Below are 15532 nucleotides of genomic sequence, written 5' to 3'. Positions count from 1 at the left end.
CCGGCGGGGATATTTGGGCCAAGATGAAACCGCCAAGCGAAAGAGAGTTGCCATGATCCCCTCGACCTTCCCCCCGCGTGAGGAAATCGCCCGCCTGACCGCCCGCGCCCTGCTGGAAATCAAGGCGGTGCATTTCAACGCCGAAACGCCGTTCACGCTGGCTTCGGGGCTGCCCAGCCCGACCTATATCGACTGCCGCAAGCTGATCTCTTACCCGCGCATCCGCTCGACATTGATGGATTTTCTGGCCGTCACCGTGATGCGCGACGCCGGGATGGAAGCCTTTGACAATATCGCCGGCGGCGAGACGGCGGGCATCCCCTTTGCCGCCCTTGTGGCCGAACGTCTGGCCCTGCCGATGACCTATGTGCGCAAGAAGCCCAAGGGTTATGGCCGCAATGCCCGCATCGAAGGCGCGATGACCGAAGGCCAGCGCGTGCTGCTGGTCGAGGATCTGACGACCGATGGCGGCTCGAAACTGTCTTTCGTCGATGCGATCCGCGAAACCGGCGCCACCTGCGGCCATACGGCGGTGATCTTCTACTACGGGATCTTCCCCGAAACGACCGAGCGGCTGGCGGCGCATGGCGTGCAGCTTCTGCATCTTTGCACCTGGTGGGACGTTCTGGCCGAGGCCCGCCAGTCCGGCGCCTTTGACGCGGCCACCCTGAACGAGGTGGAGAAGTTCCTGACCGATCCCCGCGCCTGGCAGGCGGCCCGCGCCAAATGACCGGCGCAAAATAACCGGGGAAGCGGCTGTGGACGGTTTGGGGATAACCCGCCGTCCGAATCGCTGCGCTGGATATATCCAGCCCGCCGCCCGCAAGATGTGGTAGGCTGAAGCCGCCAAGGTGCAGGGGACGATCCCGCCTCCCGGCCTTGTCCACAGCTTTGTTCGCCATTGCACGGCGCCCTGACCAGAGGCTAATCCCACGGCTTCCGACGGAGGATCAGATGACCGAGATTGCCACGCTGCGCCCTGCCCTGCCTCTGGCCCCCGCCACGACCGCTGCTGCGGCGCCCGCCGCCGAAGCCGAGGTTCTGCCCCATAATATCGAGGCCGAGCAGCAGCTTCTGGGCGCAATCCTGACCAATAACGATGTCTATGACCGCATCTCCTCGCTGGTGAAGGCCGAGCATTTCTTTGACCCGGTGCATCAGCGCATCTTTCAGAAGGCCGCCGCGCGCATCCTCAAGAATGCGCTGGCCAGCCCTGTCACGCTGAAACCCTTCTTCGAAGAGGATGAGGGGCTGCGCGAACTCGGCGGCCCGGCCTATCTGGTGCGGCTGGCAGGGGCGGCGATTTCCGCCTTTGCGGCGCGCGATTATGCCCAGATGATCTATGATCTGGCGGTGCGGCGGGAACTGATCGCGCTTGGCCGCGACATCGCCGCCAAGGCCGCCAAGGTGGATGTGGCCAACGAACCGAAGGAACAGATCACCGAAGCCGAGCAGAAGCTTTACAAGCTGGGCGAACAGGGTGTCGCCGAACGCGGTTTCCAAAGCTTTCTCAAGGCAGTAACCGATGCTGTGAATGTGGCGAATGCCGCCTATCAGCGCGGCGGCGGCCTTGCCGGGATTTCGACCGGGCTTGTCGATCTCGACAAGAAGCTGGGCGGCCTGCATGAAAGCGACCTGCTGATCCTGGCCGGGCGCCCCTCGATGGGCAAGACCTCGCTGGCCACCAACATTGCCTTCAACGTCGCCAAAGCCTATCGCCGCGGCCGCAAACCCGATGGCAGCGAAGGCGCGGTCGAAGGCGGCGCGGTCGGCTTCTTCAGCCTTGAAATGAGCGCCGAACAACTGGCCGCCCGGATCCTGTCGGAAGCCTCGGAAGTGCCGTCCGAACAAATCCGCCGCGGCGACATGACCGAGGGCGAGTTCCGCCGCTTTGTCGAAGCCGCCAAGGCGCTGGAAAACTGCCCGCTCTATATCGACGACACCCCCGCCCTGCCGATCAGCCAGGTCGCCGCCCGGGCGCGGCGGCTGAAACGGACGCAGGGGCTTGACCTTCTGGTGATCGACTATCTGCAACTGCTGAAAGGCTCGTCCAAGGGCAGCGAACAGAACCGGGTGCAAGAGGTTTCGGAAATCACCCAAGGGCTGAAGGCCATCGCCAAGGAGCTGAACATCCCGGTCATCGCCCTGTCGCAGCTCTCCCGTCAGGTCGAAAGCCGCGAAGACAAGCGCCCGCAACTCAGCGACCTGCGGGAATCCGGCTCCATCGAACAGGACGCCGATGTGGTGATGTTCGTCTACCGCGATGAATACTACAAGGAGCGCGAAAAGCCAGGCGATCACGAGCTGGAAAAGATGGCGGCCTGGCAAGCCACCATGGAACAGGTCCATGGCAAGGCCGAAGTCATCATCGGTAAACAGCGCCACGGCCCGATCGGCTCGGTCGAACTCAGCTTCGAAGGCCGCTTCACCCGCTTCGGCAACCTCGCCAAACCCTGGCAGGGCGGCGGCGGCGACGTGGGCGTCTGAGCGGCGCGCTGACGCCCAACCCCGGGGCGCCGCCCCGGACCCCGGAGTATTTCAAAAGGTGCAAATCAGGACCGGGCGCAAAGAGGCCACCTCATGGCATTTGCACCTTGCCAAATACTCCCCGCGGAGCGACCGCCCGCACCACGGCCCGGCGGTTTTCCGCGGCAGCGCGGGCTTGGGGGGCTCGATGCCCCCCAAGCCCGCCCCGCTCTGAGGATTTCCCCTTGACCCCGCGCACGGGGCTGTCAAAACCCGGGCATGGCTACTGGAACCCTGACAATTGATCTCGACGCGATCGCGGCCAACTGGCGCGCGCTCGACAAGGCTTCGGCCTCCGGCGTGCAGACGGCGGGGGTGGTGAAGGCGGATGCCTATGGCTTGGGCGCGGGTCGCGTGGCGCGGGCGCTGGCGCGGGCCGGGGCGCGGCGATTTTTCGTTGCCGCCTCGGAAGAGGGCGCGGCGGTGCGGCAGGCTTTGGGACCGGGGCCGCAAATCTGCATCCTGTCCGGCCATATGGCGGGCGATACCGAGATGATCGGCGATCTGGACCTGACACCGATGCTCAACAGCCTTGAACAGGTCACGCGCCATCTGGAATCGCTGCCCGGCCATGCCTTTGGCGTGCAGTTGGACACCGGCATGAACCGGCTGGGCATGGAAGAGGCGGAATGGGAGGCGGCGGCGCCTTTCGTGCTGGACGCTGGCCCTGAATTGCTGATGTCGCATCTGGCCTGCGCCGACGAGCCGGACCATCCGATGAACGAGGCGCAGCTTGCGGCCTTTCATGCCATGACCGATGGCACCGGCGTGCCGCGGTCGCTGGCGGCGACGGGCGGTATCCTGCTGGGGCCGCGCTATCATTTCGACCTGACCCGGCCCGGGATCGGGCTTTATGGCGGGCGGCCCTATGAGGGGGCGCTGCGCGTGGTCAGCCTGTCCTTGCCGGTGATCCAGACCCGCGAGGTCGGCCCCGGTGAGTTTGTCGGCTATTCCTGCGGCTGGGAGGCGGAAGCGCCCTCGCTGGTCGCCACGGTGCAGGGTGGCTATGCCGATGGTCTGTTGCGCGGGTTGTCGAACAATGCGGTCCTCTGGGATGGCGACACGCCCTGCCCGCTGATCGGGCGGGTGTCGATGGATCTGATCACGGTGGATATCAGCCATCTGGCCGAGGTGCCGCGCCATCTGGACATTCTGGGTCCGCATCAGGGGCCGGACGATCTGGCGGATGCTGCCGGCACCATTGGCTATGAGATGTTGACCGGCCTAGGTGCCCGCTATGGCCGCCGTTACCTTGAAGGCGGCGCATGAGCGTTGCGGGCGCCCTTGCGGCGCTGGGGCGGCCGGTTCTGGCGGCGCTGGCGGCGCTGGGGCGGGTCTCGCTTTATGCCGGGCAGGCGCTGGCCCATCTGCTGCGCCCGCCCTTCTATGGCCGCGAGTTCCTTCATGCATTGGTGCAGATCGGCTGGCTGTCGCTGCCCGTCGTCGGGCTGACCGCGATCTTTACCGGCGGCGCGCTGGCCTTGCAGATCTATGCCGGGGGCGCGCGGTTCAACGCCGAGGCGGTGGTGCCCTCGATCGTCGCCATCGGCATGACGCGCGAGTTGGGGCCGGTGCTGGGCGGGCTGATGGTGGCGGCGCGCGTCGCCTCTTCCATCGCGGCCGAGATCGGCACCATGAAGGTGACCGAGCAGATTGACGCGCTGACCACGCTTTCGACCAATCCGATGAAATACCTTGTGGTGCCGCGCGTGCTGGCCGCCACGCTGGCGGTGCCGGTTCTGGTGGCGGTGGGCGACAGCATCGGCATTGCCGGCGGCTGGCTGGTGGCGGTGTCGCGGCTGGATTTCAACTCGGCCACTTACCTGAAGAACACGCTGGATTTTCTGGAATTCTGGGATGTCGGTTCCGGTCTGGTCAAGGGCGCGGTGTTCGGCTTCATCGTGGCGCTGATGGGCTGCTATATGGGCATGACCTCGGGACGCGGGGCGCAGGGTGTGGGGGCGGCCACCAAGGCCGCCGTGGTGGCCGCGTCGGTGATGATCCTGGCCGCCAACTATGTGCTGACGGAGGTGTTCTTCAGTGCAGGATGAGCCGAATGACAGATGATGAAAAGGCCCTTTACAACCTTGTTCGCGAGAAAATGCCGGCCTCGGGTTCAGGCACTAAGGCGGATGTCGAGGTCGTCAGGACTCTGGCAGGCTACGGTAAGAGTGTGTTTCCGAAGCAATTTATGGACGTCCTTTTTGACGAAGAGGATCTAACATATAAGAGATATCATAACGTGAGGTTCTCGTCCCTTCACGCAATTCTTGATGCCTATGAAGCAATCCCGGATTCGCTGAGAACTAGCTCTGCGTCGAGTGCAACGATAGAAGATGAACTTGATCCGACCTTCTCGCTCGCACCTTCCGAGACTGCTTTAGTCTTCCGTCTTTGCGCAGAGATTCGAGCCGCGATCTCGAGTAGCAAATTGTTTGATGTTCCGCACAAGCGACGCCTTTTGAACCGGGTTGCATCCATTGAACGCGAAATTCACCTGCCTAAAGGCCGTCTTGATGTAATTCTCGGCGGAATGAGCGATTTCGGTGAGACGCTTGGCAAGTTCGGCAAGGACGTCAAACCACTTGTCGACCGCATGACGGAAATCATGGGAATCGCCCGTGAGAAATCGGAAGATTATGATCAGCTCCCTCGCCCCGACGAAGTAAAGCGCCTCCCTCCGCCCGACGACAGCCAAGGCGGCAGCGCATGATTAAACTTTTGGGCGTTCATAAATCCTTCGGCCCGAACCGTGTGTTGCGCGGCGTCGATCTGGCCTTGCCCAAGGGGCAGTCGATGGTGGTGATCGGCGGCTCGGGCACCGGGAAATCGGTGCTGCTGAAATGCATTCTGGGGCTGGTGCGGCCCGATGCCGGCAGCATCACGGTGGAGGGCGAGGATGCCCTGCGGGCCGAGCGGGATGCTTTCCTCGCCCGGTTCGGGATGCTGTTTCAGGGCGGGGCCCTCTTCGATTCGCTCAAGGTCTGGGAGAATGTCGCCTTCCGCCTGCTGCGCGGCCCGCTGAAGCGGCCCAAGGCCGAGGCGCGCGAGATTGCCATTGAAAAGCTGCGCCGGGTGGGTCTGAAGCCCGAAACCGCCGATCTTTTCCCCGCCGAGCTGTCGGGGGGCATGCAAAAGCGCGTGGGTCTGGCCCGCGCCATTGCCGCAGCACCCGAGATCATCTTTTTTGACGAGCCGACCACCGGGCTGGACCCGATCATGGCCGGGGTCATCAACGATCTGATCCGCGAGATTGTGGTGGAAATGGGGGTGACGGCCATGACCATCACCCATGACATGTCCTCGGTCCGCGCCATCGCCGACCGGGTGGCGATGCTGCATGAAGGCGTGATCCAGTGGACCGGCCCGGTGGCCGAAATGGATGCCACGCCCGACCCCTATGTGCAGCAATTCATCCATGGCCGGGCCGAGGGGCCGATCGCCGCCGTCAGGTGAGTCGCCGCGCGACGCAACCAAAGGTTGCTGCACTGTTTCGCTATAGGGGACAGTGCCGGTTATCCCCCCGATTCTGCACCTGATTCCGGCACCGAACCACGGAAATGCTTTGCATTTTCACCAACTTGCGGAATCTTGACCCCGGGGTTGTTTTGGGGTGGGTGATGACAGGTCGTCTGGGCGCGGCGCTGGGTTCGGCGCGGGGCGCGGTGCAATCCGTGGCACAGGGGCTGATCGGGCTGGTGGCGGCGGGGCTGGTTCTGGCTTCGGTCGCGGCGGCTTTCGGCTGGTTGCCATGGCCGCAGGTGGCGCTGTTCTTCGGCGGGCAGGCTGTGCCGCAGGCGGGGATGTGGCTGCAACTGGGGCTGACGGCGCTGATGCTGATGCTCCTGTTCTTTCTGCCCGCCAATCTGCGGATGGCCCGGCTGGAACGCAGCCACCGTTCCTTTGCGATGGGGATGGAGGATGTGGCCCGCGCCTATCGCCACGCCCATGCCGCCGACCGCGCCGGGGTTTTCGCCCTTTCGTCCGAATTCGATGCGATGCGGGCGCGGCTGGAACATCTGCGCAAGCACCCCGACCTTGCCCATCTGGAGCCGGAACTGCTGCAATTGGCCGCCCAGATGAGCCATGAGACCCGCGAGCTTGCCCGCACCTATTCGGATGAGCGGGTGGCGCGCGCCCGCACCTTTCTGGAACAGCGCCAGCAAGAGGTGCAGGCCCTGACCGAGCGGCTGACCATCGCCCGGCGCACCTGCGACGAGCTGCGCCGCTGGCTGACCGATATCGAGGCGGACGAACGGCAGGCGCAGGTGCAATTGCGCCGGCTTGAGGCCGATCTGAAGGAAATCCTGCCCGGCCTCGGCTATGATTTCGACCACGAGGACATCCGCGACGCCAATGTGGTGGCCCTGCCCAAGCCGGGGAAGTGACGGCTTGACGCCCCGCCCCGCCCGGGTCAGCAAGGGCAGATGAAATATGTGAACCTCTGCCTTTTGGTCCTGTTCCCGCTGTCGTGGTTTGCGCCGCTGATGCGGGCGGCGTTGTTGCCCTTGTTCGGGATGGACGAGATTTCGGTGGTCACCGGGTTGCAATCTTTGTGGGGCAGCGATGCGGCGCTGGCGCTCTTGGTGACTTTCCTTGCGGTCTTTGCGCCCTTTGCCAAGACGGTGGGGCTGGCGCTGATCCATTACGACCTGCTCAAGCCTGCCGCCCTGCCGGTGTTGGCGGTTCTGGGCAAGCTGGCCATGGCGGATGTGTTCCTGTTGTCGCTTTATGTCGTGCTGGCCAAGGGGGCGGGGATGGTGACGGTGGAAACCGCCTGGGGGCTGTGGCTGTTCACCGGCTGCATCCTGACCTCGCTCTGGGTGTCGTGGCGGACAGAGCGGGCCACCGCGGGGGATTGAGCCCCGCGTGCTTTGCCGTCACAACGGGGACATGAGCAAATCCGCCCCCGCCTTTACCTGCACCGCCTGCGGTGCCACCGCGCGCAAATGGGCCGGCCGCTGCGAGGCTTGCGGCGCCTGGAATTCGATCATCGAAGAGGCGCCGCTTTCGGCCGGGCCCAAGGCGCTGGGCGCCAAGGGCCGTTCGGTGCCGCTGACCGATCTGGCCACCGAAGAGGCCGCCCCGCCCCGCGCCAGTTCCGGCATTGACGAGTTGGACCGCGTTCTGGGCGGCGGCCTGGTTCCGGCAAGCGCCATTCTGGTGGGGGGTGATCCGGGTATCGGCAAATCGACGCTGCTGTTACAGGCGGCCGCCAGTTTCGCGCGGCGCGGGGTAAGCTGCCTTTACTTCTCGGGCGAGGAGGCATCGGCGCAGGTGCGGATGCGGGCGCAGCGGCTGGGCCTTGCCGATGCGCCGGTGCGGCTGGGGGCAGAGACCAACCTGCGCGACATCCTGACCACGTTGGATGCCGAGCGCCCGGCGCTGGCCATCATCGATTCTATCCAGACCATGTGGCTGGACACGGTCGAGGCTGCGCCCGGCTCGGTCAGTCAGGTGCGCGCCGCGGCGCATGAGCTGGTGACTTTTGCCAAGCGGCGCGGCGTGGCGGTGATCCTTGTCGGCCATGTCACCAAGGAAGGCCAGATCGCCGGGCCCCGGGTGGTCGAGCATATGGTGGATACGGTTCTCTATTTTGAGGGCGAGCGCGGCCATCAGTTCCGCATCCTGCGCGCGGTGAAGAACCGCTTTGGCCCTGCAGATGAGATCGGCGTGTTCGAGATGACGGGCAATGGCCTGTCGCAGGTCACCAACCCTTCGGCGCTGTTCCTGTCGGAACGCGGAGGGGCCAGCCCCGGAAGTGCGGTCTTTGCCGGGATCGAGGGCACGCGGCCCGTCCTGACCGAGATTCAGGCGCTGGTCGCCCCCTCCCCCCTCGGCACGCCGCGGCGCACGGTGGTCGGGCTGGACTCTGGGCGGCTTTCCACGATTCTGGCGGTGCTTGAGGCGCGCTGCGGCATTCCTTTCGCGGGTCTGGATGTGTTCCTGAACGTCGCGGGTGGAATGCGGGTGACCGAACCCGCCGCCGATCTGGCGGTGGCCGCCGCCCTCTTGTCGGCGCGCGAGGATGTGGCCATCCCGCCGGAAACAGTCCTTTTCGGCGAAATCAGCCTCTCGGGCGCCCTGCGCCCGGTCGGCCAGACCGAAAACAGGTTGAAAGAAGCGGCGAAACTTGGTTTCTCACAGGCAATCGCGCCCAGCCGGTCCAAGCTGGTGCGGGTCGAGGGCATGACGGTGCGGGAAATGCCCGACCTGACCGCCTTCACTGGTGAGATGTTCGGAGCGGGCTGAGACCCGTCGGAGGCGACTGATGGAAGGTTTTACCCTGATCGACGCGGGCGTTGCGGTGATCATCGTTCTCTCGGCGGTGCTGGCCTATTCGCGCGGTTTCGTGCGCGAGGCTATGGCGATTGCCGGCTGGGTGGGGGCGGCCATTCTGGCCTTCATCTTTGCGCCCACGGCGCAGCCGCTGGTCAAGGAAATCCCGGTGCTGGGCGATTTTCTGGGCGATAGCTGCGAATTGTCGATCATCGCGGCCTTTGCGGCGGTCTTTGCCGTGGGGCTGATCCTGGCTTCGCTCTTTACGCCGCTGTTTTCCTCGGTGGTGCAGCGCTCGGCGCTGGGGGGGCTGGATCAGGGGCTGGGCTTCCTCTTTGGCGTGCTGCGCGGCATCGTTCTGGTTGGCGTGGCCTTCCTCGTCTATGACCGTGCCGTCGCTGCCAATACGGTGCCGATGGTGGACGACAGCCGTTCGGCCAAGATTTTCGCCTCGTTCCAGGCCAATATCGACGCTGCCGTGCCCGATGATGCGCCGGGCTGGATCGTGACCCGCTATAATGATCTGACCGCCGCCTGCGCCGGCACCGCGCCCACGCCGGCCCCGGCGCCCGCCTCGAACTGAGCCCAGAACTGGGCATCGCCGCACAGCCCCCCTGCGCCGCAGCGCGGCGTGGGGGGTTTCTTGGGGGTGACAGCGCCGGGCAATCGGCCTAAAGGGGGGCGCATACCCCCTTCAGGATTCGGAGAGCCCATGCGCCGCTTCCCCGCCCACCCCTTCGCCCCCCTCGACGACGGAGACAAGCTGAAGGAGGAATGCGGCATCTTCGGCGTCCTCGGTGTCAAGGACGCGGCCAATTTCGTGGCCCTCGGGCTGCACGCGCTGCAACATCGCGGCCAAGAGGCGGGCGGCATCGTCGCCCATGATCCCGACCACGGCTTCAACTCGGCGCGCCGCTTTGGCTATGTGCGTGACAATTTCACCAAGGCCGAGGTGATGAAAGACCTGCCCGGCCCGCTGGCCATCGGCCATGTCCGCTATTCCACCGCCGGGTCCAAGGGCGCCACCGCCATCCGCGACGTGCAGCCCTTCTTCGGCGAGTTTTCGATGGGTGGTGCGGCCATCGCCCATAACGGCAACCTGACCAATGCCGCCGCCCTGCGCCGCGAGCTGATCGAACGCGGCAGCATCTTCCAATCCTCTTCCGACAGCGAATGCATCATCCATCTGATGGCGCGTTCGATCCAGAAGAGCATCGCCGAACGGATCAAGGATGCGCTGCGCCGGGTCGAAGGCGCCTTCTCCATCGTCGCCATGACGCGGACCAAGCTGATCGGCGTGCGCGACCCCTTGGGCGTGCGGCCACTGGTGCTGGGCCGTCTGGGTGACAATGCCTGGGCGCTGTCGTCGGAAACCTGCGCGCTGGACATCATCGGCGCCGAATTCGTCCGCGAGATCGAGCCGGGCGAGATGGTGGTGATCGAGGATGGCAAGGTGAACTCCTCGCGCCCCTTCGCCCCCGCCGCCAGCCGGTTCTGCATCTTCGAGCAGGTCTATTTCTCGCGCCCCGACTCTATCATCGGCGGCCGTTCGGTCTATGAAACCCGCCGCCAGATCGGTGTGGAACTGGCGCGCGAAGCCCCCGTCGAGGCCGATCTGGTCTGCCCGGTGCCGGATTCGGGCACGCCTGCTGCCATCGGTTTCAGTCAGGAAAGCGGCATTCCCTATGCCATGGGGATCATCCGCAACCAGTATATGGGCCGCACCTTCATCGAACCGACCGAGAGCATCCGCAACATGGGGGTGCGGCTGAAGCTGAACGTCAACCGCGCGCTGATCAAGGGCAAGCGGGTGATTCTGGTGGACGATTCGGTGGTGCGCGGCACCACCAGCCGCAAAATCAAGGACATGATCCTTGAGGCGGGCGCAGCCGAAGTTCACTTCCGCATCGCCTCGCCGCCCACCGCTTGGCCGTGTTTCTATGGCGTGGACACGCCCGAGCGGGCCAAGCTTCTGGCCGCCACCATGTCGGAAGAGGAAATGCGCGACTGGATCGGGGTGGACAGCCTGAAGTTCATCTCGCTGGACGGGCTTTACCGCGCCGCGGGCGAGGCAGCGGGCCGCGACCCCAAGGCGCCGAAGTTCTGCGACGCCTGTTTCTCGGGCGACTACCCGGTGGCCCCCTCGGACAAGATCGAGGAAGGCTTCGAGATGAAGGCGGCGGAGTAGGCATCGCGGGGGATGGGCAGATTGCCCATCCACCCTATACGGCGCCCGGTGGCCCGCGTAGGATGGGCAATCTGCCCATCCCGAGGTTGCCCCGATGTCCGCCGAGGTTGACGCCTATCTTGCCGCCCTGCCCGAGGATCAGCATCGCGCCCTGACCGATCTGCGCGCCACCCTGCGCGCGCTGCTGCCCGACCATATCGAATGCCTCAGCTACGCCATGCCCGGCTTTCGCCAGCCGGGCCCCAAGGGCAAGATGGTCGCAGGTTATGCCGCCTTTGCCCGCCACCTTGGCCTTTACCCGCATTCGGGCAGCGTGATCCCGCAGATCGACTGCACTCCGTTCAAAACCTCAAAATCCGGCGTCCTCTTCACGCCGGAGCGGCCCCTGCCCGCCAGCCTCATCGCGCGCATCGTGGCGGTCCGGCAAGACGAATTGGCCGCAGGCTATGGCCGCCGCGGCTAGCCTCCGCCCCCTTGCCCTTTCACCTGTTCCCCAATATCCCGCAGGGGTTCGGGGGTGCTGCGCCCCCGTCGCGGCTGGCCAAGGAGCAACCCGATGTCCCAGAAGATCGCCCTGATCACCGGCGCCTCGCGCGGCCTTGGCGCGGCTTTGGCCGAGCAACTGGCGGCCCGCGGCTGGCATGTGGTGGCGGTCGCCCGCACCGTGGGCGCGCTGGAAGAGCTGGACGACCGCGTCAAGGCACTGGGCCTGCCCGGCGCGGGCAGCCTGACGCTGGCCCCCATGGACATCACCAACGAAGATGCCATGCGCCACCTTTGCCGCTCGGTCCATGACCGCTGGGGCGGCGTCGGCCTCTGGGCGCATCCGGCGGTGCATGTGGCGCCGCTGGCCCCGGCCTCGTCGGTGGATGGCAAGGATCTCGACAAGTCGATCGCCACCAACCTGCGCGCAACCGGCAGCCTGATCCCGATGGTCGAGCCGCTGCTGCGCGCCCATGACGGCACCGCGCTGTTCTTTGACGATCCGCGCGGCGGCACGGCGTTCTTTGGCGCCTATGGCGCGACCAAGGCGGCGCAGATCGCCCTGGCGCAAAGCTGGCAGGCCGAAACCCGGCGCACCGGGCCGCGGGTGGTGATCGCCGCCCCGGCACCGATGCCCACCGCGACCCGCGCCCGCTTTTTCCCCGGCGAGGACCGCAGCCCGCTGACCGAGCCGCGTGCCGAAGCGCGCCGCATCCTCGACGCACTCTGAGCATCACCTTGCGTTCCGCAGAGCGCGGGGGTAGGCAGATCGCAGATCCTTGGAGGTCCAGCCGTGACTGATTCCGACGTTCCGGACGCCGCCCATGCGGGGGCCGGTCAGCACGGCAAAAGCAGTCTCGGCCTGTTGACGCTGGGCTGTATCGGCGTTGTCTATGGCGATATCGGCACCAGCCCGCTTTACGCGATGCGCGAAAGCCTGCACGCCGCCGCCCATGACGGGCTGACGCGGGACGATGTGATCGGGGTGATCTCGCTTCTGATCTGGACGCTAACGCTGATCGTGACGCTCAAATATGTCGTGCTGATCATGCGCGCCGACAACAATGGCGAAGGTGGCACGCTGTCTCTGGTGGCGCTGGTGCAACAGGCGCTGAACAAACGGCCCGGCTGGCTTCTGGGGTTGGGGATGATCGGAATTTCGCTGTTTTTCGGCGATGCGATCATCACGCCGGCCATGTCGGTTCTCTCGGCGGTCGAGGGGATGGAACTGGTGGCACCCGATTTCGACGATTACGTCGTGCCGGTGACGCTGGGCATCATCATCGCGCTGTTTGTCGTGCAGCGCCACGGCACCGAAACCGTGTCGATCCTGTTCGGCCCGATCATGGTGGTCTGGTTTCTGGCGATGGGCGCCATGGGGCTGATGCATCTCGGCGATGACTGGACAATCCTGACCGCGCTGAACCCTGTCCATGCCGGGCAATTCCTGATCACCAACGGCTGGGCCTCGCTGATCGTGCTGGGCTCGGTCTTTCTGGCGGTGACCGGGGGCGAGGCGCTTTATGCCGACATGGGCCATTTCGGCCGGCTGCCGATCCGTATTGCCTGGGGGGCGCTGGTGTTTCCGGCGCTGACCCTCAGCTATCTGGGGCAAGGCGCGCTGGTGTTGGCCGATCCGGCCAAGGCATCGAACCCGTTCTTCCTGATGGCGCCGGACTGGGGGCTTTTGCCGCTGGTGATCCTTGCCACCGCCGCCACGGTGATTGCCAGCCAGGCGGTGATCTCGGGTGCCTTCTCGATGATGAAACAGGCGGTGCGGATGGGTCTTCTGCCCCGGCTGGAAATCCTGCACACCTCGGAAAGCCAATATGGCCAGATCTACCTGCCCAAGGTGAACATGATCCTCTGCATCGGGGTGGTCATTCTGGTCGTCCTGTTCGGCTCCTCCTCTGAACTGGCATCGGCCTATGGCATCGCGGTGACGGGGGATATGGTGATCACCTCGGCGCTGGCCTTCATGCTGTTCCTGCGGGCGTGGAAATGGCCGCTGGCCCTGGCGATTGCGGTGGTCGGGCCGCTGATGGCGCTGGAGCTGGTGTTTCTGGGGGCCAATGCCCTCAAGGTGTTCGATGGCGGCTATATCCCCATCCTGATCGCCAGCACGATGGTTCTGCTGATGTGGAGCTGGCTGCGCGGCTCGGCCCATGTGCTGACACAGGCGCGGCGCGGCGCCGTCACGATCGAACAACTGGCGGCGATGCTGGCCAAATCGTCGCGGCTGGTGAATGTGCCCGGAACCGCCGTGTTCCTGACCTCGGACCCGGAAATGGCCCCCGCCGCCCTGACCCATAACATCAAGCACAATCAGGTGCTGCATGCGCAGAACCTGATTGTCGGGGTGAACATGGTGACGCGCCCCTATGTCGAGGATGCCGACCGGCTGGAAATCACCCCGATTTCCGACCGTTTCACCCGGGTTGACCTGAACTTCGGCTATATGGAAGAGCCGAACGTGCCCAAGGCCCTCGCGCTCGCGCGCAAGAAGGGCATCAAATACGACATCATGACGACCTCGTTCTTCCTCAACCGCCGGTCGTTCAAATCGGCGTCCAAAGGCGGGCTGCCGCTTTGGCAAGAGAACATCTTCCGCATGTTGTCGCGCTCGGCAGCGGATGCCACGCATTTCTACCGACTGCCGACGAACCGGGTGATCGAACTGGGCCAGCAATTGACCATCTAGGGATGGGCAGATTGCCCATCCTACGGGGTCAGGTCAGCGTTTTCAGCACTTCGGCGGCGATGCGGTGGCTTTCCAGCCGTTTGGCGTGATCATGGATCATGCCGGTCACCATCACCTCATCCGGGCGAAAGCGCGAGATCAGCGCCGCAAGCCGGTCACGCACCGTCGCGGGGCTGCCCACCGCCGAACAGCCCAGCACATGGCCGACCTCCCGCAGCATCGGCGGCGGCACCTCGGACAGGTCATGGGTCGGCTGTGGCAGTTTGCCGGGATTGCCCAGCCGCAGCCGGGCAAAAGCCAGGATCTGCGACGACCGCAGGAACACCGCGTCATCATCGGTTTCCGCGGCACAGACCCCGACCGCCATCATGAAATGCGGCCGCGCCAGCCATTGCGAGGGGCGGAAGGTCGCGCGATAGGTCTCGGCGGCTTCCTCAAGATGGTCGGGCGCGAAATGGCTGGCAAAGGCATAGGGCAGGCCCAGATAGGCGGCAAGCTGTGCGCCATAAAGGCTGGACCCCAGAATCCAGACCGGAACCTGCGTGCCCTCGCCCGGAACGGCGCGCACCCGCGCCTCGGGCTCCGGCTGATCGAGGTAGCCGATCAGCTCCAGCACATCCTCGGGGAAACGGTCCGAGGCCTGCATATGCCGCCGCAGCGCCCGCGCCGTGGCCATGTCGGTGCCCGGCGCCCGGCCAAGGCCAAGGTCGATCCGCCCGGGGTAAAGCGTGGCCAGCGTCCCGAAAGCCTCGGCCACCTGCAAGGGGGCATGGTTGGGCAGCATGATCCCCCCGGCCCCCACCCGGATTGCCCTTGTGCCCGCCGCGACATGGCCGATCACCAGCGCGGTTGCGGCGCTGGCAATCCCGGGCATGTTGTGATGTTCGGCCAGCCAGAAGCGACGATAGCCCCAGCCCTCGGCATGGCGGGCAAGGTCCAGCGTGTTGGCCAGGGCATCGGCGGCGGTGCCACCTTCAGGGATCGGTGACAGATCGAGCAGCGAATATTCCATGGGCGCAATCTAGGCATGACACCGGCCAAGCGGAAGGGCGTTAACCCGGAATTAACCGATTCGCGGCGAGGCTTGGCGCATGCAGCACTATCGCCCCCCGACCCGACATTCCGGCTGGATCGACGCCGCCTTCTCGGCAAGGGCCATCGCCGAAGGCGGGATCATCCGCCGCGCAGTGCGCGATGTCGAGCGGGAGGTCGGACGCGACGCCTTCCTGCGCGAGGTGCGGCGGCGTGGATTTCATCTGATCGAATGCGGCGGCCTGTTCATCGTGATCTGCAACCCCGGCCATCTGCAGTTTCACTGCTGACCGGGGTGCCCGAAAATTCTTCGTCCGAAGAAT

At 65.3% G+C, this 15532-nt stretch carries 16 protein-coding genes; 15 read left to right on the top strand and 1 reads right to left on the bottom strand.

Annotation, left to right across the window (positions count from 1 at the left end):
* Positions 1–52 precede the first annotated feature (52 nt).
* The 14 genes from HS053_RS04720 to HS053_RS04655 all read left to right on the top strand — a co-directional run bounded on the left by HS053_RS04720 (position 53) and on the right by HS053_RS04655 (position 14177).
* Positions 53–730: an orotate phosphoribosyltransferase gene (locus HS053_RS04720; RefSeq protein ID WP_174210047.1), complete on the top strand. Its 678-nt coding sequence runs from the start codon at positions 53–55 to the stop codon at positions 728–730.
* 224 nt (positions 731–954) lie between these two features.
* Positions 955–2487 (top strand): replicative DNA helicase, encoded by a 1533-nt coding sequence (locus tag HS053_RS04715; protein ID WP_174210046.1) that lies wholly within the window; start codon positions 955–957, stop codon positions 2485–2487.
* A 258-nt stretch (positions 2488–2745) separates the two neighbouring features.
* Entirely contained in the window at positions 2746–3795 is a 1050-nt protein-coding gene (gene alr, locus HS053_RS04710; RefSeq protein ID WP_174210045.1) for an alanine racemase, read from the top strand.
* Positions 3792–4577, top strand: a complete 786-nt coding sequence (locus HS053_RS04705; RefSeq protein ID WP_174210044.1) for an MlaE family ABC transporter permease — start codon at positions 3792–3794, stop codon at positions 4575–4577. The genes alr and HS053_RS04705 overlap by 4 nt, the downstream gene beginning before the upstream one ends.
* Before the next feature lie 5 nt (positions 4578–4582).
* A complete protein-coding gene (locus HS053_RS04700; RefSeq protein WP_174210043.1) occupies positions 4583–5239 on the top strand; it encodes a hypothetical protein in 657 nt (218 codons plus the stop codon).
* Positions 5236–5982, top strand: a complete 747-nt coding sequence (locus tag HS053_RS04695) for an ABC transporter ATP-binding protein (RefSeq protein WP_174210042.1) — start codon at positions 5236–5238, stop codon at positions 5980–5982. The genes HS053_RS04700 and HS053_RS04695 overlap by 4 nt, the downstream gene beginning before the upstream one ends.
* A gap of 164 nt (positions 5983–6146) precedes the next feature.
* Positions 6147–6914 (top strand): DNA repair protein, encoded by a 768-nt coding sequence (locus HS053_RS04690; protein ID WP_241699747.1) that lies wholly within the window; start codon positions 6147–6149, stop codon positions 6912–6914.
* Between the two features lie 39 nt (positions 6915–6953).
* Positions 6954–7388 carry a paraquat-inducible protein A gene (locus HS053_RS04685; protein ID WP_174210041.1) on the top strand — a complete coding sequence of 145 codons (435 nt, stop codon included), beginning with the start codon at positions 6954–6956 and terminating at the stop codon, positions 7386–7388.
* A 31-nt stretch (positions 7389–7419) separates the two neighbouring features.
* Positions 7420–8778 carry a DNA repair protein RadA gene (gene radA / locus HS053_RS04680; protein WP_174210040.1) on the top strand — a complete coding sequence of 453 codons (1359 nt, stop codon included), beginning with the start codon at positions 7420–7422 and terminating at the stop codon, positions 8776–8778.
* 19 nt (positions 8779–8797) lie between these two features.
* Positions 8798–9388, top strand: coding sequence for a CvpA family protein (locus HS053_RS04675; RefSeq protein WP_174210039.1), 591 nt, complete (start codon positions 8798–8800; stop codon positions 9386–9388).
* 129 nt (positions 9389–9517) lie between these two features.
* Positions 9518–10993 (top strand): amidophosphoribosyltransferase, encoded by a 1476-nt coding sequence (gene purF, locus HS053_RS04670; RefSeq protein WP_174210038.1) that lies wholly within the window; start codon positions 9518–9520, stop codon positions 10991–10993.
* Between the two features lie 94 nt (positions 10994–11087).
* Positions 11088–11456, top strand: coding sequence for an iron chaperone (locus tag HS053_RS04665; protein ID WP_174210037.1), 369 nt, complete (start codon positions 11088–11090; stop codon positions 11454–11456).
* Positions 11457–11549: 93 nt separating this feature from the next.
* Positions 11550–12206 carry an SDR family NAD(P)-dependent oxidoreductase gene (locus tag HS053_RS04660; protein WP_174210036.1) on the top strand — a complete coding sequence of 219 codons (657 nt, stop codon included), beginning with the start codon at positions 11550–11552 and terminating at the stop codon, positions 12204–12206.
* A gap of 63 nt (positions 12207–12269) precedes the next feature.
* The gene (locus HS053_RS04655; protein WP_174210035.1) at positions 12270–14177 is read left to right on the top strand and encodes a KUP/HAK/KT family potassium transporter; all 1908 of its coding nucleotides are present in this window, start codon (positions 12270–12272) and stop codon (positions 14175–14177) included.
* 28 nt (positions 14178–14205) lie between these two features.
* Here the strand turns inward: HS053_RS04655 and HS053_RS04650 are convergent, their stop codons facing one another.
* Positions 14206–15189, bottom strand: a complete 984-nt coding sequence (locus HS053_RS04650) for an LLM class flavin-dependent oxidoreductase (protein WP_174210034.1) — start codon at positions 15187–15189, stop codon at positions 14206–14208.
* A gap of 79 nt (positions 15190–15268) precedes the next feature.
* On the opposite strand from HS053_RS04650, the gene HS053_RS04645 reads away from it, so the two are divergent.
* Positions 15269–15499, top strand: coding sequence for a hypothetical protein (locus HS053_RS04645; RefSeq protein ID WP_174210033.1), 231 nt, complete (start codon positions 15269–15271; stop codon positions 15497–15499).
* Positions 15500–15532 lie beyond the last annotated feature (33 nt).

Origin of the sequence: Tabrizicola fusiformis (assembly GCF_013328815.1) — a bacterium.
Lineage (GTDB): Bacteria > Pseudomonadota > Alphaproteobacteria > Rhodobacterales > Rhodobacteraceae > Fuscibacter.
The sequence above is the reverse complement of the archived record's forward strand: the minus strand, read 5'-3'. Positions and strand labels throughout refer to the sequence as shown.